The sequence below is a fragment of the Streptomyces sp. NPDC032745 genome (genome assembly GCF_055579465.1).
The window spans coordinates 441,079-461,028 of the sequence record NZ_JBVING010000007.1; the positions used below are offsets into that span (position 1 = coordinate 441,079).

Here is a 19,950-nt window from a genome sequence, read left to right on the forward strand (position 1 = left end):
ACACGCCCGCCCACATCCGCCGGATCCCCGGCCCGGGGCTACCCCAGGGCCGCCTCGAAGGCCGCGTACGCCTTCTCGTCGTAGAGGACGAAGCGGACCTCCTCCACGGGCGGCGCCGCGGCCGCGCGGGCCGTTTCCACCGCGATGCGGGCGCCGTCGTCCATCGGCCAGCCGAAGATGCCGGTGGAGACGGCCGGGAAGGCGACCGTACGGGCGCCCAGCTCGGCCGCGACCCGCAGGGACTCGCGGTAGCAGGAGGCCAGCAGCTCCGAGCGGTCCTCGTCACGGGACCAGACCGGGCCCACCGTGTGGATCACCCAGTCGGCCGGGAGCCGGCCCGCCGTCGTGGCCACGGCCCGGCCCGTCCGGAGGCCCTTGCCGTACTGGGAGGCGCGCAGCGCCCGGCAGGCCTCCAGGATCTCGGGGCCGCCGCGCCGGTGGATGGCGCCGTCCACTCCCCCGCCGCCGAGCAGCGAGGAGTTCGCCGCGTTGACGATCGCGTCCGCCCGCTCGGCGGTGATGTCGCCCTGGACGAGGGTGATGCGCACCATCAGGAGGCCTTTCGCAGGTGGCGCCAGACGGCCTTGGCCGCGTTGTGCCCCGACATTCCGTGCACGCCCGGGCCGGGCGGGGTGGCCGAGGAGCAGAGGAACACGGCAGGGTGGGCCGTCGTGTACGGGAACAGGGACAGTTTGGGCCGCAGCAGCAGTTGGATCCCGGAGGCGGCGCCGCAGGCGATGTCGCCGCCGACGTAGTTGGGGTTGCGGGCGGCCAGCTCCGGCGGGCCGGCCGTGGCGCGGGCCAGCACCAGGTCGCGGAAGCCGGGGGCGAAGCGCTCGATCTGGCGCTCGACGGCGTCGGTGAGGTTGCCGCCCCAGCCCGCGGGGACGTGCCCGTACGCCCAGAACACGTGCTTGCCCTCGGGCGCCCGGCCGGGGTCGGCCAGGCTGGGCTGGGCGGTGATCAGGAAGGGGTTGCGGGGGGCGCGCCCGCCCGTGGCCAGCTGGAGGGCGGCGTCGATGTCGCGGGCGCGCGGGCCGATCTGGACGGTGCCGGCCCGGCGCGGCGCCTCGGCGGTCCAGGGCACGGGGCCGGACAGGGCGTAGTCGATCTTGAACACGCCGGCGCCGTACCTGTAGCCGTCGTACGCGCGCCCCAGCCGGGCGATCCGGGCCAGCGCGGTCGGCGAGGTGTCGAAGACGTACGCCCGGGCCGGCGGCAGGTCGTCGAGGCGCTTGACCTCGAAGCCGGTGTGGACCGTGCCCCCGAGGTCGCGCAGGTATCCGGCGAGGGCGTCCGAGATCGACTGCGAGCCGCCGCGCGGCATCGGCCAGCCGCCCGCGTGTGCGGCCAGGGCGAAGACGAGGCCGACGGCGCTGGTGGCGATCCCGCCCAGCGGGGCGATGACGTGCGCGACGAGCCCGGCGAACAGCGCCCGCGCCCGCTCTTCGTGGAAGCGGTTCAGCAGCCAGGTGGAGGGCGGCAGTCCGGCGAGCCCGAAACGGGCCAGCGTGACGGGGTCCCGGGGCAGGGCGGTCGACGGCAGGGACATGAAGTCCCGGGCCAGGGTGTCCCACTTGCCGAGGAACGGCTGCACCAGCCGCCGGTACGTGCCCGCGTCGCGCGGCCCGAGGGAGGCGGCCGTCTCGGAGACGGAGCGGGAGAGCACGGCGGCCGTGCCGTCGTCGAAGGGGTGCGCCATGGGCAGCGGGGCGTGCAGCCACTCCAGCCCGTACCGCTTCAGCGGCATGGTGGCGAACACCGGCGAGCCGATGCCGAGCGGGTGCACGGCCGAGCAGGGGTCGTGCCGGAAGCCCGGGAGGGTGAGCTCCTCGGTGCGGGCCCCACCGCCGACCGTCTCCGCGGCCTCGAACACGGCCACCGAGAAGCCGCGCCGGGCCAGCTCGACGGCGGCCGTCAGCCCGTTGGGCCCCGCCCCCACCACGACCGCATCGAGAATCGACGGCACCTTGAGACTCCTTCGTCCGGTGGCGGCTGCGCTCCCAGGATATTCGGCCCGTCCACAAGGGCTCCGGCCCGCACCCGGTCGGACTGTCCTACGCGCCGCTGAGCAGGTCGCGGATCCGTACGGCCGTGGGCTCGTCGCGCCCCACGGCGAACGGCAGCTCGTTGTCCCGGTCCACCCGGAAGGGGACTCCGGCGACGGTGCTCTGCGCGCCGCCGGCCTCGGCGACCAGCAGCAGTCCGGCCGCGTGGTCCCACGCCGAGGGCCAGGTGAAGGCGAGTCCGTCCATCTCGCCGCGGGCCACCTTCAGGTACTCCAGGCCGGCGGAGCCGCAGGGCCGGGCCGCGACCCCGGGCACGTCGAGCCGGGCCAGGGTCGCCTTGTCCTCGTCGGAGGTGTACAGCGGGTGGGCGATGGCGACGCGCAGCGCGGCGCCCGGCTCGGGCGAACCGCAGTGGATCCGCTCGCCGTTGACGTACGCGCCCTGCCCGCGCACGGCGGTCGCCAGCTCGTCCAGCGCCGGGGCGAAGGTCCATGAGGCGAGGATCTCCCCGCGGTGGGCCAGCGCCACCAGGGTGCAGAAGGCCGGGTCGCCGGCGACGAACTGCCGGGTGCCGTCGACGGGGTCGACGATCCACACCGGCGCGTCGGCGCGCAGCGCCCCGTACACGGTCGGGTCGGCGTGCACGGCTTCCTCGCCGACCACGGCGGAGCCGGGCAGCAGGTGCGTCAGGGAGGCCGTGAGGTGCTCCTCGGCCTTGCGGTCGGCGACGGTCACCAGGTCGTGCGGGCCGCTCTTCTGGTCCACCTCGTGCTCGGCGAGCTGCCGGAATCTCGGCATGATCTCGATCGCCGCCGCCTTGCGGACCGCTTCTTCCACCGCGGACAGGTTCTGGGCCAGGAACTCTTCGATCATGCCCCCATCACACCACGCCCGGCTGACAAACCCCACCGACAATCGGCGTCCGCCGGTTGGACTCCAGGTGGACTCCGGGTGTCAGCGCTCGGGATGTTCCCGGCTCATGAGCGCTGCGTACAGGAGGAAGGACGAGGCCACGCCCACCGCCCAGCCGTAGTTCGCCAGGGGCTTCAGCAAGGGGATCAGGCCTTCCTCGGGGAACGGGCCCTTGCCGGGCGCCGAGTGCGATCCGCCGACGGCCAGCACCCCGCCGACCAGGAACGCCGCCAGCGCCCGGAAGTTCCAGCCGCCCGTGTACCAGTAGGGCCCGCCCTCCCGGTACAGGTCGGGCAGCGAGAGCCGGGTGCGCCGCACGAACCAGTAGTCCGCGATGAGGATGCCGGCGACCGTGCCGAGCAGGCCGCCGACCAGGCCGAGCCAGGTGAAGATGTACAGCTCGGGGGTGGAGGTCAGCTTCCACGGCATGATCAGTACGCCGACCACACCCGTGATCAGCGCGCCCCTGCGAAAGTTGATCAGGCGGGGGGCCAGGTTGGCCAGGTCGTACGCCGGGGAGACGACGTTGGCCGCGATGTTCACCGAGATCGTCGCCACGAGCACCGTGACCAGGGCGTAGAGCAGCCCGAAGACGCTGTCGGCCTTGGCGACCAGTTCCACCGGGTCCCAGATCGGGGTCCCGTACACCGCCTCCGAGCCGGAGGTGACGAACACCGACAGCAGCGCGAAGAGGGTCATCGTCGTCGGCAGCCCGAGCGTCTGTCCGAGGATCTGGGAGCGCTGGCCGGCGCCGAAGCGGGTGAAGTCCGGAATGTTGAGCGAGAGCGTGGACCAGAAGGCGATCATGGCCATCAGGGACGGGAAGAAGACCGGCCAGAAGTCCTCGCCCCAGCCGAGCTTGGACGGCTGGTCGAGCAGCTCGCCGAAGCCTCCCGCCTTCACCCCGATCCACACCAGCAGCGCGAGCGCGCCGACGATGACGAAGGGCGCGGCCCAGTTCTCGAAGCGCCGCAGGGTCTCCATCCCCCGGTAGATGATGGCGAGTTCGAGGGCCCAGAAGAGGATGAAGCACAGCCACAGCGGCCAGGGCTGCCCGGCGATCTGCCCCGCGTCCTCCCAGCCCCCGAAGATCTGGCCGAGCAGGACGTAGATACCGGACCCGCCGATCCAGGTCTGGATCCCGAACCAGGCGCAGGCCACGGCCGCCCGGATCAGCGCGGCCAGATTGGCTCCGCGCACCCCGAACGAGGCCCGGGCCAGCACCGGGAACGGGATCCCGTACTTGGGACCGGCGTGCCCGGTGAGCAGCATCGGCACCAGCACGATGAGGTTGGCCAGTGCGATGGTGAAGACGGCCTGTTTCCAGTCCATCCCCAGGGCCACGAGCCCGGAGGCGAGCAGCCACGAGGGGATGTTGTGCGCCATGCCGACCCAGAGGGCCGTGAAGTTGTACGTCGTCCAGCGCCTGGCCTCGACGGGTACGGGCAGCAGGTCGGGGTTGGCGAAGCGGCTGTCGGAGGGGACCTCGCCGGGAGCGAGCTCGACGCGGTCCGCGGTGTCGCCGATCGTGTGGTCCGGCATGTGCGCACGCCCCTTCAGGTCGGGTGGGGGTCTGGGTCAGGTTCTGAGCGCCGGGATCGTGTGCTGCCGCCCGTGGGCGTCGATGGTGGCCTCCCTCGCGTCGCGCCGCGCCCCGCGGGCGTGGTGGCTGTGGTGGTGGCTGTAGTCATACCCCCGGCGGGTCTTGGTGTATTCGCTGAGCTCTCCGCGACCGTCCCGGTTCCTCGGCCGGCGGGCCGTGCGCCCTCGAGTGTGGCCCATGCCGGTCCGCGTGCCGCGGTTTGGCACGCCGCTCTCGTCGACGACGCACCGCACGACCGCAGCAGTGCACGGCGTAGCGTGTCCGTATGGATCTTGGACTGAAGGACCGTGTCTACGTCGTCACCGGAGCCACGCGGGGCCTCGGGCACGCCTCCGCGCGCGAGCTGGTGGGCGAAGGCGCGAAGGTGGTCGTGACCGGACGGGACGCGGCGCGCGCCGCGCAGGCGGCGGCCTCGCTGGGGCCGAACGCGGTGGGTGTGGGGGCCGACAACTCCGACCCGGCGGCGGCCGGGAAGCTGGTCGCCGCCGCCCGGGAGCACTTCGGCCGGTTCGACGGGATGCTCATCAGCGTCGGCGGCCCGGCCGCGGGCACGACGGCGCAGAACACGGACGAGGAGTGGTCGGCGGCCGTCGAGTCGGTCTTCCTCGGCGCGGTGCGGCTCGCCCGGACCGCGGCGGCCGAGCTGGGGGAGGGCGGCGTCATCGGCTTCGTGCTGTCGGCCTCGGTGTACGAGCCGATCCCGGGCCTGACCATATCCAACAGCCTGCGTCCTGGGCTGGCGGGCTTCGCGAAGTCCCTGTCCGTGGAGGTGGGTCCGCGCGGTATCCGGGTGGTCGGGCTGCTGCCGGCGCGGATCGACACGGACCGGGTGCAGGAGCTGGACGCGCTGTCCGGCGACGCGGCCGCCGCCCGGGCGGCGAACGAAGCGCAGATCCCGCTGGGGCGCTACGGGAACGCCGAGGAGTTCGGCAGGGCCGCGGCCTTCCTCCTCTCGCCGGCGGCCTCGTACCTGACGGGCGTGATGCTCCCCGTCGACGGCGGCTTCCGCCACGGCTTCTGACCCTCTCCGGGGCGCCGGGGCGCCGCGGCGTCAGGTGCGGTCGTACGCGCGCTGCGCGAACGCGGCGCCTGACGCCCCGGCGGCCCCGGCCACCGCTCAACGGAGAGCGGCGGCCCGGTTCGCCGAACGGACCAGCTCGGTGTACGCCTCCTTCAAGGCGGTCGTCGTGCTGCCCACCTCGTACTCGTGCGAGTCGATCGAGCGGACGGGCTGCACCTCGTAGGCGGTGCCCGTGAGGAAGCACTCGTCGAACCCGCCGAGCTCCTCCGGGCGGACATGGCGTTCGACCACGCGGATTCCGAGCTCCCGCGCCAGATCGAGAACGGTCGCCCGGGTGATGCCCGCGAGGAAGCAGTCCGCGACGGGGGTGTGCAGCTCGTCCCCCGCCACGAAGAAGATGTTGGCCCCCGTGGCCTCCGCGACGAGGCCTCGGTAGTCCAGGAGCAGCGCGTCGTCGAAGCCGGCGGCGTCGGCGGCGTCCCGTGCCAGGGTGCAGATGTTGTACAGGGAAGCGGCTTTGGCCCGGACGGGCGCGGTGTCCGGCGCCGGGCGCCGCCAGCGCGAGGTCCCCAGCCGGATGCCGCTGTTCTTCGCGTCGGCCGAGAAGACGTGCGGCCATTCCCACGCGGCGATGGCGACATGGACGGAGGTGCCCGCACCGGCCACGCTGATCTGTTCGCTGCCGCGCCATGCCACCGGCCGGACGTAGCCGTCGCCGATGCCCTGTCCGGCCACGAGTTCGAGCGTCGCCTCGTCCAGCTCGGCGACGGAGAAGGGGATGGCGAAGCCCAGTTCGCGCGCCGAGTCGTGCAGCCGCTGCGAGTGCTCGGTCAGTTTGAAGACGTGACCGTCGTAGACGCGTTCTCCTTCGAAGACGCCGCCGCCGTAGTGCAGACCATGGGTGAGCACGTGCAGGCGGGCGTCCCGCCAGGGAACGAGCCGGCCGTCCAGCCAGATGTGCCCGTCACGGTCGTCGAGGGCCGGAGTGGTCACCGCGCGCCCTCCACCGGTGCGTATGTGATGCGGACGATCTGCTCGATGGTGCGGTGGAACGCCTCGGCGTCCTCGGAGGAAGGGTGGTGGGACAGGACGAACGCCGGATAGCCGGTGAACTCGGGGTAGGGCCGTACGACGTCACCCGGATGCAGCATCTGGACGATGTGGTCCACCCGGGGGTCCTCGGCCAGTTCGTCCAGGCCGTGGATGGCGGTGATCCGTCCGGAGCCTCCGCAGGGCACGATGTAGTTGGCGGCCGCACCGATGGCTCGTGCCGGCTGCGCCGGCGGGCCGGGCAGCGGGGCGGGGCCGAGCCCGGCGGCGACGCGCAGGGCGTCCGCGGCCAGATCGGCTCCCGCGACGTGTTCGGCGATGTAGTGGGAGACGCCGGAGCCGCCGATGCGGGCGCCGAGTTCCAGCAGGTAGGGCTTCTCGCCGCCGCGCAGCCGCAGTTCGGTGTGGGTCGGGCCGTCGGTCACCCCGAGGGCGGCGTGGGCGGCGACGACCTCGCGCACCACGGCCTCCTGGACATGGGGCGGGAGCGAGGCCGGCGCCCGGTAGACGCCCTCTTCGAAGTGCGGGCCGGCCGGCTCGCCCTTGTAGCCGATGGACAGCACCTGGACCTCGCCGCGGTGTGCGAGGGACTCCACGGCGAATTCCGGGCCGTCCAGGTACTCCTCGACGACGAGACCCGCGACGTGGTTCAGGTTGTTCCGGCAGACCTGCCACACCTCGTCGACCACGGCGGCGAGTTGCTGCGGGCTGTCGGCCTTGGTCACGCCGAGGCTGGAGAAGCCGTTGGCCGGCTTGACCACCACCGGGAACGTGAGGCGGGTGGCCTCGGTCCACGCGCCCGGGTCGTCCACGGCGACGAAGCCGGGTACGTTCAGGCCCGCTTCGGCCAGCCGGCGGCGCATGATCCGCTTGTCCTGCACGGCCCGGGCCGTCTCGCGGCCCAGACCCGGCAGGCCGAGGGCCTCGGCCACGTCGGCGACGAACGGCACCGCGGGGTCGTAGAGCGTCGTGATGCCGTCGAACGGGGCGCTCTCATGGCGTTGCCTCAGGACGCTCAGGGCCTTGGCCGGATCCCCCTCCACGTCCAGGGGGAGCAGCTCCACCACGGCGGGCGGCAGACGGTCCGGGGACACCGACTCATCGGGGCGCGGGACCAGGACGATGTCGATGCCGGCCCGCTGCGCGGCCGCGAAGATCCAGGGCAGCGACGTGCGCTGGTAGACGAGGACGACGGTGGGGCGTGGGGGGTGTGGCTCTGTCACGATGTGCTTCTTTCGGTCTGGGGCGGGCTCAGGGGCTGGTCTTCCTCCGTGGCCGGCGGGCGGACCGGGGCGACGGTCATCCACACGCCCGCCGAGCAGAGTGCGAGGAAGAGCAGTGAGGCGGGTCCGGGAGCGTCCGCCTCACCCCATGCCCACTCCCCCAGGCGCACCAGGAACGGCACCACCAGTGCGACGGAGGAGGTGAACAGGGGGCCCTTGCGCAGGATCAGTTCATGGGAGATGACGAAGACGGGCGCTGTCAGTACCGCGCCGAGCACGGCGACTCCGGCCCACTGTGCGGCGCTGATGTCGCCCAGCGGCACGCATACGGCCGCGGCCACCCCGAGCATGACCGTGCCCTCGCCCGTGACCGCCGGAAGGGCGGCCAGCGGCGGGACGTCGGACATGTGCTTGCGGTAGACGTAGCCGTACAGGGCGTACGCGAACGTGCCCGCCAGGGCGAAGAGGACCCCGGCGACGAGCACTCCGGTTCCGGCGTCGGCACGCGCCGGGCCGTCCTCCAGCGCGTAGCCGAGGGCCGCCGCGACGGCGAGCAGGGTTCCCAGGACCCGGCGGGTGCCTGCCTGTTCCCGGAAGGCGACGACGCCGATCACGAAGGTGATGCAGGGGAGCAGGGACACCACGAGGCCCACCCGGGAGGCACCCATCCGGTCGATGCCCAGCAGGGTGCCCGTGTAGTAGGCGAAGAAGCCCAGGAAAGCGAGCAGCACGACGGCCCCGCGGCGGCCGCGGGTGACCCGGATCGCCGTCCACGTCCGCGGCCGCAGCGCGGAGATCACGCTGATGACCACGAAGCTGGCCGCGGTGCGGCCGGCCGCCACCGCGAGCGGCGGGGTGTCGCTGACCAGCTTGCCGGAGACCACCCATCCCGTCGCCAGCAGCAGCACCATCAGGCAGGACAGGGCCGGGGTGCCGAGGCTGCCCCGCCCGTGACGCTCACGGCTCATGACGCAGGCTCACCACTCCGCGTCCGCGAACCGCAGCGGAGGCAGCCCGGCGAGCGTCCGCTTGGCCCGCAGCAGGACGCTCTGGTCCTCGGTGAAGCGGAACCGCTGCTTCGCCTCACCCGCGGGCAGGTAGGCGCGGACGAGTTCCCTGGCTGCGGCCCGGTACTCGTCGTCGGTGCGTACGTGGTCCTCGAGCCGCTCGACGGTGGCGACGTACTCGCGCAGGGCGTGGAGGGTCTTGTCCCAGTCCAGGTGGAGCAGGCCGCCGGACTCGGGTGACCCGGTCAGCGCGTCGTGGGCGCGCAGCCAGGAGTAGAGGAAGACGCCGGTGCCCGAATCGAAGTTGCGCGTCGCGTCGTCGGCCTGCGGGTAACGGAAGACGCGCTCCAGAAGGATCATGGCGATCTGTTCCTGCGCGAAGGGGACCCCGCCGTCCGCGCAGGCGAGGACGGTCTTGGCGTCGACCTTGGTCTCCTCCAGGAGCCCGACGAACCAGTTCATCTTCAAAGTGATGTGCTGGTCGAACGGCCAGCGGCCCTGGTAGTGCATGGAGTCGTGCAGATATCCCCAGATCGCACGGGCCTCGAAGCAGACTTCCGGGGCGAGGCCGGACGAGGCCCGCGGTACGGACTCGGCGGTGAGGACCGCCTCGGCGCCCGGCAGGGCGTAGGTCTCGTGGATCTTCCGCATCTTGTTGTAGAAGAACATCGCGTACGGCTGGTCTTCGACCTTGTCGGGCGCGGCCACGTTCTCGGGGAAGAACACGATGCAGTTGCCGTGGGCGAACCCGTGGCTGCCGGCGATGAGCACCAGGGACTGGCAGTTGTTCTTGGGATGCGGGAAGGAGGTGGCCAGCTGCGGCAGCGCGTCGGGTTCCTTGCGCAGTGCGAAGAAGCAGTCGAGCCGCTTGCCCACGGGCGGCACGCTGTTGGTGGTCTGCGCGGGAGCCAGGAAGAACACGTGCTCACCGTCCGCGGGCGGCTCGAGCGCGTCCCGGGAGCGGGCGAAGTCGGGCGCCGTGTCCAGGCCCGCGGCGATCCAGCCGTCCACGTCCGCCACCAGGGCATCGGCCTGACGGGCCCGTCTGTTGCGGCCGTACCAGGAGGTGGCCTCGTCCCGGATCTCGGCGAGCAGTTCGCGGTCGGCCGCCTGAGGGGCCGTCACCGTACCGTCGTCGGCCTGGCGGAGGCGGAACCGGTTGACCTTGGGGATGAGGGATCCGGTGAGGTCCTTCGCCTCGGCGCGCGAGGCGGCACTGATCGGGGCACTGGTCGTCACAGCACCGCTCCCGCGGTGTCCGGCCGACCGGCCGCTGCGAGCACCTGGTGGATGGTGAAGACCATGGGCACCGGGCCGAAGTCCCGCAGGACGCGCATCCCGTGCCGCTCGGCTGCGACGATCGTGGTGATGCATCCCTCGCTCAGGCCGTCGGCGCAGTCGATGGCGGCCTGGGAATTGCTGAGCACCAGCCGGGCCTCGGCCTGCGGAGAGACCAGTCCCACCGGGGCGGGATGCGTGGAGACGGTCAGCGGAGCCTCCGCTCCCATACTGGCCAGGACCATGTTGTGCGTCGGCATGATGAAGCTGTCGACCATGTGCAGCCGGTGCAGGTTCCCGAAGGTCAGGGTGTGTAACGCCGGATAGACGGCGCAGGCCGCGAGCGCGTGCTCCCCGTCGTCGGGCACCGCTTCGAGGGCTTCCTCGAGTGACGCGTGGAGTTCGACCTCCCCCGCGATCCCCCGGCGGCGCAGCCATTCATGGGCGGCGGCTTCGAGGTTCGTCCCCTGCGGGCCGAGTGTGTGGACGTAGCGGATGCCGTCCGTGCCGATGCCCGTGTGGTGACGGGGCTCGGTGGCTGTACTCAAGTTTCCTCCCGGAAGCGTCCCGGGCGATCACCCGGGACTGGATCACTCGTCTGAGTGATCAAACATCCAGGAGCTGTCGCGCACAAAGCAATTGTTGTGCGCCTCACGCACACAAAAATCTCAAAGGGTGGGAATTTCGGACTTTCCGAGCAGGGTGCCGTGTACTCACGCCCGCATCGGAAGGGAGGGTCAGCGTCCCGTGGTCATGGGGCTCGGCTGCTCGCTCGCGTGACCGGCCGGCTCGGCGGCGGGGGCCGGCGGCTCGGCCACGGCGGTCCTGCGCCCGGGCAGCTTCCCCTGGGTGACGGCGAGTGCGGCGCCGGTGAGGAGGACCAGTGCGCCCGTGCCCTGCAGCCAGCCGAAGGACTCGCCGAGGAGGAGCGTGGCGCACAGGGTGTTCACGACGGGCACGGTGAACATCATCAGCGAGGCGTTCGCGGGCCCGACGGCGCCCACGCCGCGGTAGTAGAGCAGGTTGGCGACGGCCGCCGCGCCGACGGCCAGGTACACGGTGTTCAGCCAGACGCCGGACGGGAGTTCGCTCCACTGGACCTCCGCGAGGTCGGGGGCGGCGAACACGGCCAGCAGCACGGCGCCCGCGCACGTCGCGTACGTCGTGGCGCGCAGCGGTTCGACGCCGGCCAGGACACGCGACCCCACCAGGGTGTATCCCGCCCAGCACACGGCGCTGACGAGGAACAGGACGTCGCCCCAGAGCCGGGACGAACCGCCGTGGGTGCCGCCTCCGGCGCCCACGAAGAAGATCACCGCTCCGGTGAGCCCCAGGGCAAGGCCGGTCACACGCGCCCACGCCGCCCGCTCCTTGCCGGTCACGAGCAGGAACGCGCTGGTCAGCACCGGGCTCATGACGGGAATGAGGATGCCGGCGTCCAGGGACGGCGCCAGCGAAAGGCCCCAGAAGAAGAAGCCGTTGTAGGCGAAGACGCCCACCACGCCCGCACCCGCCGCGCGCCACTTGGCGCGGCCCGGGACGGGCGTCTTGCGGTCGGCGAACATCCACATGGCCAGCAGGAGGGCGATGGCACCGCCGCCGAAGCGCAGCAGGGCGCCCACGGAGTGCGGCACGTGCTCCACGACCGCTTTGGAGCTCGAGAAGGCACTCCCCCAGAGCACCATGGTCACCAACAGTTGCAGATACGGGCTATTGAAGCTCTTCTTTGTCTCCACGTCCCGGACTCTGCCAGGGGGCCGCCCCAGCTGACTTGAACGCTCGTGCGCAGGTCACAATGGGCGTATGGGAACGGAGAACGGCTGGGTCGAGTACTGGCGGGACGGCAGTCGCCAACTGGAAGCCATGCAGGCACACTTCTTCGACCATGTCTACTCCCTGCACAGTCACGACGCGTATTCCTTCGGCGTGACGGACGCCGGTGCGCAGAGCTTCCGCTGTCGCGGGGCGGACCACACGAGTGGCGCCGGCATGGTGATGGCGTTCAACCCCGACGAGGTCCACGACGGCCGCGCCGCGGTGGAGTTGGGGTACCGGTACCGCATCGTGCACATCGGTCCGTCGGTCGTCTCCGAGATACTCGCCGACGCCTCCGACGGGCGCACCGACGGGATGCCCCTCTTCATGAAGCCGGTGTTGACCGATCCCGTACTCACGGGGGCCCTGGCACGCCTGCACGCCGCCCTGGTCGGCCGCGCAAGCCCCCTGACGAGGGAGGAACTGCTGACGGCGGCCGTCCTGGCGATGGCGGAACGCGGTGCGACCCAGGCTCCCCGTCGCAGGACGCTGACGGATCAGGCGCAGCGTCAGGCCGCCCGCCGGGCGCGCGCCCTGCTGAGCGAGGCGTTTCTCGAGCCGATCTCGGCGGACGACCTGGCCAGGGCGGCGGGCTGCAGTCGCTTCGCCCTGTACCGCGCCTTCCGTCAGGAGTACGGGATGCCCCCCAGCGACTACCAGCGCATGCTGAGGCTCCGCCGGGCGCGCGGCCTGCTGACGGACGGCGTGCCGCCGGCCGATGCGGCGGCGTCCGCCGGGTTCTCCGACCAGGCGCATTTCAATCGCTGGTTCAAGCGCACGTACGGTGTCACACCGGGAACCTTCCAACGCGCTGTGCTCTGACGTGGCGTGGCGTGGCATGACGGGGCGTGCCGTGGCGTCAGGAGCCGGCGGTGACGGTCTCCGCGGATGCGGCCGGCGCCGGGGCGGTGTCCTTCACGGGAAGCGGGGGAAGCCCGGGATCGGGCCGGATACCGGTGAATCGCAGCATGGGTGTGGTCATGAGGGTGGTCACCAGCGCCACGATGGTCAGCAGGCCGAGCATCTTCTCGTTGATGATGTGTGCTTCATAACCGATCTGGAGCACGACCAGTTCCGTCAGGCCACGCGCGTTGAGCAGGACACCCAGGGTGAGCGCCTCTCCCCGGGGCAGCCCGGTGAGCCACGCGCACAGGCTCGGTCCGAAGACCTTTCCGGCCGTGGCGGCGGCCAGTAGGGAGAGCAGGGCGACACCGGCGCTGCCGTCGAGGTGGAGGGAGCTCAGGTCGACGGTGAGGCCGAACCCCAGGAAGAAGAACGGGAGCAGGACGGTCTTGGCCGTGGCGGCCAGCGGGGCGGCCGCGGCCATGGCCCGCTTGTGGTGGCGCGGCCAGACGAGCCCGACCAGCAGGGCTCCGATGAGCTGGTGAATGCCCAGCGAGGCGGTGAGCGTGGCGGAGAGGCCGATGAACACCACGAGGACCAAGGTGATGGTCGGCGCGTTCCCCGGTGCGCTGCCGCGGTCGGGCCATTTGGCCATGAGCCGCCGCAGCGGGCCCAGGAACACGGCGGCGACGGCCAACGCCGCGAGCGCGCTGCCGAGCACCGCCGTCGGAGCGGTTCCGTGCGCCAGGGCCAGGATCACCGACAGGGCCAGCCAGCTGCCGCCGTCACCCACGGCTGCGGCGAACAGGCTGAGCTGGCCGGGCCGGGTCCGCGACAGCCGGAGATCGTGGAGGATGCGCGCGAGGACCGGGAACGCCGTGATGCTGAGCGCGCAGCCGATGAACAGGACGAAGGCCAGGGGGCGTACGCCGTCTGCCATGTACTGGTCCATGAGGGGCAGCGCCGCCAGCGCGCCGACCGCGAAGGGGACGAGAAGCGACGCCTGGCTGATCATCACTGCCCGGCGTGCCGCGCCACGGAGCTGCATGGACGCGAGCTCTTGCCCCACTCCGAACATGAACAGCACGAGGCCGAGCTGAGCGAGCCCGTTGAACAGCGGGAGGATGGCGGGGGAAAACACCCAGCCGGCCACATCAGGCGCCAGCTTCAGAAGGAAAGACGGGCCGAGAAGAATGCCGGCGGCTATCTCGCCCGTGACGCGTGGCTGGCCTAATTTACTCGCCAGCCATCCCATCATGTGAGACACGGAGAGAACCACCGCAACGCCCAGAAAGAAGTGTCCTGCGGTGTCCAGCAGGGGTGCGCCGGAGGATTCAATTCCACCCCGGAATGGCTTGTTCCTAACCCATGCCGCCACCGCCACAACCAGGCCGAGGGGTAAGAGGATGGTAGTGAGGAGAGCGGTCCGCGTCTTCCAACGCGTACCGTCCTGAGCAGGTGACGGCCGATGCATTTTGGCCAACCCCCTTCTTGAACTGCGGTTTTGCGGATGATCCGACGTGAGCCAACCTCACCCGCCCACACCGCGTCCACCACCCGTGGCATAGATCACAACCCCCTTGTCAGGAGTTGATCAACTATGCCAATGTCCCGATTCGTGACAGGTGCTGGACATCAATCCATCTCGCATGTTGGAAGGCACCTGCAGCGGAACGATAGGGGTATCCTTATGTCAGGCGTGGAATTATTTGGTCCAGCCGTTGACGGTCTCATAGACTTATTTCGCAGGTCGATCGCTATCGACCCGGAACGTACTGCCCTGTCTTCTGAGGAGCAGCGTTTCTCTTACCGCCAGTTAGACGAGTGGTCGGACACCATCGGGTGGCTGCTCCAGGAGAACGGCGTCCGCCACGGCGACCGCGTCGCCCTCCGGATGACCCCAGGAGCCGAGGCGGTCGCCTCGATGCTCGGCATCCTGAAGGCCGGAGCCGCATACGTTCCGCTGGACGTCCGGCACCCTCCGGCCAGAAAGAGCTTCATCCTCGCCGACAGCGGTGCGACCGTACTCGTGGGCGACCCCGGGGACGGCGTCCCCGAAGGCACGATCTCCGCGGTCGTCACGACGGAGCAGATCGCGGAGCTGGTCCGGCATCCCGTGCAACGGCCGGCAGGTCGCGGGCCGGGGGCGCAGGACACCGCTTACGTCATCTACACGTCCGGCACCACCGGAAAGCCCAAGGGCGTGCCGGTGCTTCACGGTCACGCGGTGGCCCTGTTCGAGGCCGCGCCGGCCGTCTTCGAATTCAACGCACAAGACCGGTGGCTGCTCTTCCACTCAATCGCCTTCGACTTCTCGGTCTGGGAGATCTGGGGAGCGTTCAGCACGGGTGCCGAGCTGGTCGTCCTGCCGCACTGGGCGGCGCGGTCCCCGGAGAAGTACCTGGGTGTGATAGCCGATGAGGGCATCACCGTCCTCAACCAGACGCCCACTGCGTTCGCGACGCTCGCCGACGTGTCCCTGCGTTCCGGCCGGGACCTTCCTGATCTGCGGTACGTCATATTCGGTGGGGAGAAACTGGCCCCGGCCACGCTGGTTCCGTGGGCCAAGCGCTACGGACTGAGCAGCCCCCGCCTGGTGAACGGTTACGGGATCACGGAGACCACCGTCTTCACCACCTTCCACGAAGTCGGCGAGGACGACCTGGTCACGGACGCGTCGGTGATCGGCACCGCGTTGCCCGGCTTCAAGATGCGCGTGGTCGACGACGAGGGCAACGACGTTCCCGACAACACCACGGGCGAACTGTGGCTGGCCGGCCCCCAGGTGACGGAGGGGTACCTCAACCGCCCGGACCTCACCAGCGCGAAGTACCCCTTGGCCGCGGACCCGGACACCGGCGAGGCGACGCGGTACTACCGTTCCGGGGACCTGGTGAGCCGGCTCCCCGACGGGAACCTCCTCTACGAGGGCCGCGCGGACCTTCAGGTCAAGCTCCGCGGCTACCGCATCGAACTGAGCGACATCGAAGCCGCCGTACGCCGCCAGGAGAACGTACTCGACGCAGTCGTCCAGGTACGGCGGTTCAAGGCCGGCGACGAGCGTCTGGTCTGCGCGTACGTGCCGCGGGACGAAACGGCCCCCCTGACGACGGCCGAACTCCGCAAGCACGTCAAGGGGCTTCTGCCGTCGTACATGCACCCCGCTCGATACCTGCGCCTGACAAAGCTGCCCAGCACCGTCAACGGGAAAGTGGACCGGGCTGCTGTCGCCCAGTCCTGGAATGAAATGGATGTGACAGATGAGTGAGACGACGAACGGTGGGACGGCCCTCGACGAGGCCGTCCGGCTGATCCTGGAATGGTCCACCGAGCTGCTCGAGGAGCCGACGGGCCCGGAGGACAACTTCCTCGACCTCGGCGGGCACTCCGCTCTCGCCCTTGAGCTGAACGATCGCATCAAGGAGCGCTTCCACGTCGAAGCCGACATGCAGATCCTCTTCGAGAGCAGCCTCGCCGAGGTGGCCGCCTCCGTAGTACGTACCGCCGAAGCCTCCGCAAAGATCGGATGACCACGATGACCACGCCCGACCAGACGTCCTTCTCCCTGACCGAGGCCGAGCTCGCGCAGTTCGAGCGGGACGGCTTCCTCGGCCCCATCAAGATCTACGAGGTGGAGGAGATGGAGGAGCGTTGGAAGACCATTCAGCGAGAGCTGCGTGACCGCTCCCACGCGATCTACCCCGAGGGTGCCGGCAAGGCGAGCAGCATCTCCAACTACGACCGCCACCTGGACATCGATCTGCTGTCCGAGCACATCCTGAAGCAGGAGATCGTCGACCGCGTCGCGTCCATCCTGGGCCCGAACGTACTCTGCTGGCGCAGTGAGTTCTTCCCGAAGTTCCAGGGTGACGAGGGCACCGACTGGCACCAGGCGGCGAACTTCGCGCACGCCAGCGGTACCCCTCAGATCGTCTGGCCCTCGCAGGACGGGGAGCCGGCGTTCGGCGGAACCATCACCGTGTGGACCGCCTTCACGCACTCCACCAAGGAGAACGGCTGCCTGCAGCTGATGCCCGGCACCCACACGTACATGAACTACGACGAGTCGAAGGGCATGGACTACAACGCCGAGGCGTTCAACGAGTCGGAGAAGGACGGCATCAAGCGCGGCTTCTTCGGCTACGACTACCGGCAGCTCCAGAAGGACCCCGACTGGAAGCCGGACGAGTCCAAGGCCTTCCCCCTCGTGATGAAGCCGGGCGAGTGCGTCATCTTCTGGTCGACGCTGATGCACGCGTCGCTCCCGCACACCGGGACCAAGAAGGACTACCGGATGGGCTACGCGGCGCGCTTCGTCCCGACCCAGGTGCAGGTCTACCCCGGCACCGACGAGGTCAGCGAGTACGGCGGCGGCATCGTCCTCGACAACTACGGCACCGTGCTGGTGGCCGGTGAGGACGAGTTCGGGCACAACCGCAGGGCCAAGGAGAGCCAGCGCGGCTTCCAGTTCGTTCCCCACCAGGGCTGACCCGCTCGTGAGGGGGGCGGGGCCTCGCCTCGCCCCCCTCGGAACCGAAGTATCCGCGGAAGGCACAGAAACATGACGGCGTATCCACTCATCCTGCTCCACCATGCGGGTGGTTCGGCCAGGTCCTTCGATCCCCTGGTCAAGGCGCTGCCCCCGGAGATCGAGCCGATTCCGCTCGACCTGCCGGGGCGCGGCCGCAGGTGGCGAGAGGCCGCGGCCACCTCCACGGACGAAGCGGTCGACTCGCTGTTGGACGCCGTCATGTCCGTCGGGGGCGAGTTCGCGATCTTCGGCCACAGCCTGGGCGCCTACGTCGGACTGGCCCTGGCCGCCAGGGTGGAGGAGACGACGGGACGCAGCCACTGCTCGACCCTGTTCGCCTCGGCGAACGCGGGACCGCAGGGGGCCTCGCTCCCCTTCCAGGGGTCGCCGCTGCTGACGACCGATGAGGAGATCTTCGAGATCACGGAGAAGTCCGGCGGGGGCCTCTCCCCGCAGATCCTCGAGCACCCTCAGCTGCGCCGACGGACCGCCGACCTCCTGCGGGCCGACTTCGCGGTGTCCGAGTCGTTCCTCTCCAAGCAGAGGCGGACCGTCACGGAGGCCGGCATCGTCGTGTGCTCCGGCACCGAGGACATCTTCAGCGGCGCCCAGCTCGACCAATGGCGGCTGAACTCGACACAACACACCGAGTTCCACCGCTTCCCCGGCGGCCACTTCTACCTCGAGCAGAACGTGGACGCACTGGTGCAGGTCATCGCAGGCCGGCTCGTCCCGTCGCACTGATGACGGCAGGCGAGCTGCACTCCCGGCTGCTGGCTCTGGCACGGGAGGCGGAGCTGCCGGGGTCCGGTGTGGGCGTCCACGAGATCGCCGGCACCGGACCACCGGCGTACGTGCCGGAACTCGAACGCGGGTTCCGCGTCTCACCGCGTCGCCGTCGCGAATACCTCGCCGGCCGCGCCGCGGCTGCAGACGCGCTGGCCGTACTGGGACTGGACGGGTACACGGTCCCCAGGACTCCTCGCGGAGTTCCGGTCTGGCCACCGGGCGTCGTGGGCAGCATCTCCCACTCGGCGCACTGGGCGGTGGCGATCGCCGTACCCGCGGATGTGGCCACCCACTGCGGGATCGACGTCGAGGAACCCGCCGGGCAGCCCGCCCGCTCGGTTCTGGAGCTCCACAGTGCACGCGAAGCGGTGTACAAGGCACTGTCTCCGGGCACCGGGCTCCCCTTCCGCCCCGAACAATGGCCCCTGACCAGGTCGGCGGTGGACGGCCGCTGGACGGTGGGACGGCTCCCGGACGGGTTCGGAGCACTCCCGAAGCCAGCCGGCGGGCCCGTTCGGCTGGTGGGCTTCTCCTCGCGTCACATCCACGTGGCGCTCGCCGTCTGTCACGGCGACGGCGGGCAGTGACGGTTCGGGCCGGGCCCGGGTTCCTTCGGGAACCCGGGCCCGGCCCGTTTCCGCCGGTTCCGGTGTTACGCCTTGCGGAGGCGGAACGTCAGGGACAGGGACTCGTCCGTGAACGGGTCGCCGTACGTGCCGTCGGCCTCCCCGGTCGCGTAGTCGGTGGCCAGGACCTCGTCCGTGATCAGCGACGCGTGGTCCGTCAGGGCGGTGACGACTTCCGGGTCCGACGAGGACCAGCGCAGGGCGATGCGGTCCGCGACGTCCAGGCCGGAGTTCTTGCGGGCTTCCTGGATGAGGCGGATCGCGTCACGGGCCAGGCCGGCCAGCCGCAGTTCGGGGGTGATCTCCAGGTCCAGGGCGACGGTGGCGCCGGAGTCGGAGGCCACCGACCAGCCCTCGCGGGGGGTCTCGGTGATGATGACCTCCTCCGGGGTGAGGGAGATCTCCTCGCCGTTCAGCGAGACGGCCGCGGAGCCGGAGCGCAGGGCCAGGGAGAGTGCTGCGGCGTCGGCGGCGGCGACGGCCTTGGCGACGTCCTGGACGCCCTTGCCGAAGCGCTTGCCCAGGGCCCGGAAGTTCGCCTTGGCGGTGGTGTCCACCAGTGAGCCGCCGACCTCGGAGAGGGAGGCCAGGGAGGAGACGTTCAGCTCCTCGGTGATCTGGGACCGGAGCTCGGGCGACAGCGCGTCGAAGCCCGCCGCGCCGACCAGCGCCCGCGACAGCGGCTGGCGGGTCTTGACGCCGGACTCGGCGCGCGTGGCGCGGCCCAGCTCGACCAGGCGGCGTACGAGCTGCATCTGCTGGGACAGGGCCGGGTCCATCCGGGTGGTGTCCGCGACCGGCCAGGTGGACAGGTGTACCGATTCGGGGGCGTCGGGGGTGACCGGGACGATCATGTCCTGCCAGACCCGCTCGGTGATGAACGGGGTGAGGGGGGCGAGCAGGCGGGTGACCGTCTCGAGGACCTCGTGCAGGGTGCGCAGTGCGGCCTTGTCGCCCTGCCAGAAGCGGCGGCGTGAGCGGCGGACGTACCAGTTGGAGAGGTCGTCGACGAACGCGGACAGCAGCTTCCCGGCGCGCTGGGTGTCGTAGGACTCCATCGCGTCGGTGACCTCGGCGACCAGGGTGTGGAGTTCGGAGAGCAGCCAGCGGTCCAGGACGGTGCGCTGCGCCGGGGCCGGGTCGGCCGCGGTGGGCGCCCAGGCGGAGGTGCGGGCGTACAGGGCCTGGAAGGCGACGGTGTTCCAGTAGGTGAGGAGCGTCTTGCGGACGACTTCCTGGATGG

The 19,950-nt window shown here is 70.7% G+C and carries 19 protein-coding genes; 7 read left to right on the plus strand and 12 right to left on the minus strand.

Annotated elements, in window-relative coordinates:
- Positions 1-38: 38 nt before the first annotated feature.
- The 4 genes from ACZ5WG_RS21085 to ACZ5WG_RS21100 all read right to left on the minus strand — a co-directional run bounded on the left by ACZ5WG_RS21085 (position 39) and on the right by ACZ5WG_RS21100 (position 4,463).
- On the minus strand, positions 39-551 hold the full coding sequence (locus ACZ5WG_RS21085; protein ID WP_468725021.1) for an O-acetyl-ADP-ribose deacetylase: 513 nt from the start codon (positions 549-551) through the stop codon (positions 39-41).
- Complete coding sequence (locus ACZ5WG_RS21090; RefSeq protein WP_468725022.1) at positions 551-1,969, minus strand: phytoene desaturase family protein; 1,419 nt, start codon at positions 1,967-1,969, stop codon at positions 551-553. Before ACZ5WG_RS21090 ends, ACZ5WG_RS21085 begins: the two co-directional genes overlap by 1 nt.
- A gap of 88 nt (positions 1,970-2,057) precedes the next feature.
- The gene (locus tag ACZ5WG_RS21095) at positions 2,058-2,882 is read right to left on the minus strand and encodes an inositol monophosphatase family protein (RefSeq protein WP_468725023.1); all 825 of its coding nucleotides are present in this window, start codon (positions 2,880-2,882) and stop codon (positions 2,058-2,060) included.
- 81 nt (positions 2,883-2,963) lie between these two features.
- Complete coding sequence (locus tag ACZ5WG_RS21100; protein ID WP_468725025.1) at positions 2,964-4,463, minus strand: NCS1 family nucleobase:cation symporter-1; 1,500 nt, start codon at positions 4,461-4,463, stop codon at positions 2,964-2,966.
- Positions 4,464-4,789: 326 nt separating this feature from the next.
- Between ACZ5WG_RS21100 and ACZ5WG_RS21105 the strand changes: the two genes are divergently transcribed.
- Positions 4,790-5,545, plus strand: a complete 756-nt coding sequence (locus ACZ5WG_RS21105) for an SDR family oxidoreductase (RefSeq protein WP_468725026.1) — start codon at positions 4,790-4,792, stop codon at positions 5,543-5,545.
- A gap of 96 nt (positions 5,546-5,641) precedes the next feature.
- Here the strand turns inward: ACZ5WG_RS21105 and ACZ5WG_RS21110 are convergent, their stop codons facing one another.
- The 6 genes from ACZ5WG_RS21110 to ACZ5WG_RS21135 all read right to left on the minus strand — a co-directional run bounded on the left by ACZ5WG_RS21110 (position 5,642) and on the right by ACZ5WG_RS21135 (position 11,839).
- Positions 5,642-6,538, minus strand: coding sequence for a branched-chain amino acid aminotransferase (locus ACZ5WG_RS21110; RefSeq protein ID WP_468725027.1), 897 nt, complete (start codon positions 6,536-6,538; stop codon positions 5,642-5,644).
- Positions 6,535-7,818 (minus strand): ATP-grasp domain-containing protein, encoded by a 1,284-nt coding sequence (locus ACZ5WG_RS21115; protein WP_468725028.1) that lies wholly within the window; start codon positions 7,816-7,818, stop codon positions 6,535-6,537. The genes ACZ5WG_RS21110 and ACZ5WG_RS21115 overlap by 4 nt, the downstream gene beginning before the upstream one ends.
- Complete coding sequence (locus tag ACZ5WG_RS21120; protein WP_468725030.1) at positions 7,815-8,786, minus strand: DMT family transporter; 972 nt, start codon at positions 8,784-8,786, stop codon at positions 7,815-7,817. The genes ACZ5WG_RS21115 and ACZ5WG_RS21120 overlap by 4 nt, the downstream gene beginning before the upstream one ends.
- A gap of 9 nt (positions 8,787-8,795) precedes the next feature.
- Positions 8,796-10,064 carry a DUF6421 family protein gene (locus tag ACZ5WG_RS21125; protein WP_468725032.1) on the minus strand — a complete coding sequence of 423 codons (1,269 nt, stop codon included), beginning with the start codon at positions 10,062-10,064 and terminating at the stop codon, positions 8,796-8,798.
- Positions 10,061-10,651 carry a type 2 periplasmic-binding domain-containing protein gene (locus ACZ5WG_RS21130; protein WP_468725033.1) on the minus strand — a complete coding sequence of 197 codons (591 nt, stop codon included), beginning with the start codon at positions 10,649-10,651 and terminating at the stop codon, positions 10,061-10,063. The genes ACZ5WG_RS21125 and ACZ5WG_RS21130 overlap by 4 nt, the downstream gene beginning before the upstream one ends.
- A gap of 189 nt (positions 10,652-10,840) precedes the next feature.
- Entirely contained in the window at positions 10,841-11,839 is a 999-nt protein-coding gene (locus ACZ5WG_RS21135) for a DMT family transporter (RefSeq protein ID WP_468725035.1), read from the minus strand.
- Positions 11,840-11,906: 67 nt separating this feature from the next.
- Between ACZ5WG_RS21135 and ACZ5WG_RS21140 the strand changes: the two genes are divergently transcribed.
- Entirely contained in the window at positions 11,907-12,740 is an 834-nt protein-coding gene (locus tag ACZ5WG_RS21140; RefSeq protein WP_468725036.1) for an AraC family transcriptional regulator, read from the plus strand.
- Positions 12,741-12,777: 37 nt separating this feature from the next.
- Here ACZ5WG_RS21140 and ACZ5WG_RS21145 read toward each other — a convergent pair whose 3' ends face one another.
- Positions 12,778-14,235, minus strand: a complete 1,458-nt coding sequence (locus ACZ5WG_RS21145) for a cation:proton antiporter (RefSeq protein ID WP_468725071.1) — start codon at positions 14,233-14,235, stop codon at positions 12,778-12,780.
- Positions 14,236-14,451: 216 nt separating this feature from the next.
- On the opposite strand from ACZ5WG_RS21145, the gene ACZ5WG_RS21150 reads away from it, so the two are divergent.
- The 5 genes from ACZ5WG_RS21150 (at position 14,452) to ACZ5WG_RS21170 (ending at position 18,668) form a co-directional block, all read left to right on the plus strand.
- Entirely contained in the window at positions 14,452-16,029 is a 1,578-nt protein-coding gene (locus tag ACZ5WG_RS21150) for an amino acid adenylation domain-containing protein (protein ID WP_468725037.1), read from the plus strand.
- Positions 16,022-16,291, plus strand: coding sequence for a phosphopantetheine-binding protein (locus ACZ5WG_RS21155; protein WP_468725038.1), 270 nt, complete (start codon positions 16,022-16,024; stop codon positions 16,289-16,291). The genes ACZ5WG_RS21150 and ACZ5WG_RS21155 overlap by 8 nt, the downstream gene beginning before the upstream one ends.
- A 5-nt stretch (positions 16,292-16,296) precedes the next feature.
- Positions 16,297-17,250, plus strand: coding sequence for a chlorinating enzyme (locus ACZ5WG_RS21160; RefSeq protein ID WP_468725039.1), 954 nt, complete (start codon positions 16,297-16,299; stop codon positions 17,248-17,250).
- Between the two features lie 72 nt (positions 17,251-17,322).
- Positions 17,323-18,036, plus strand: coding sequence for a thioesterase II family protein (locus ACZ5WG_RS21165; protein ID WP_468725040.1), 714 nt, complete (start codon positions 17,323-17,325; stop codon positions 18,034-18,036).
- A complete protein-coding gene (locus ACZ5WG_RS21170; protein ID WP_468725041.1) occupies positions 18,036-18,668 on the plus strand; it encodes a 4'-phosphopantetheinyl transferase in 633 nt (210 codons plus the stop codon). Before ACZ5WG_RS21165 ends, ACZ5WG_RS21170 begins: the two co-directional genes overlap by 1 nt.
- A gap of 65 nt (positions 18,669-18,733) precedes the next feature.
- Here ACZ5WG_RS21170 and ACZ5WG_RS21175 read toward each other — a convergent pair.
- Positions 18,734-19,950, minus strand: a 1,217-nt coding sequence (locus tag ACZ5WG_RS21175) for a DUF5915 domain-containing protein (protein ID WP_468725043.1), incomplete at its 5' end; no start/stop codon positions are given.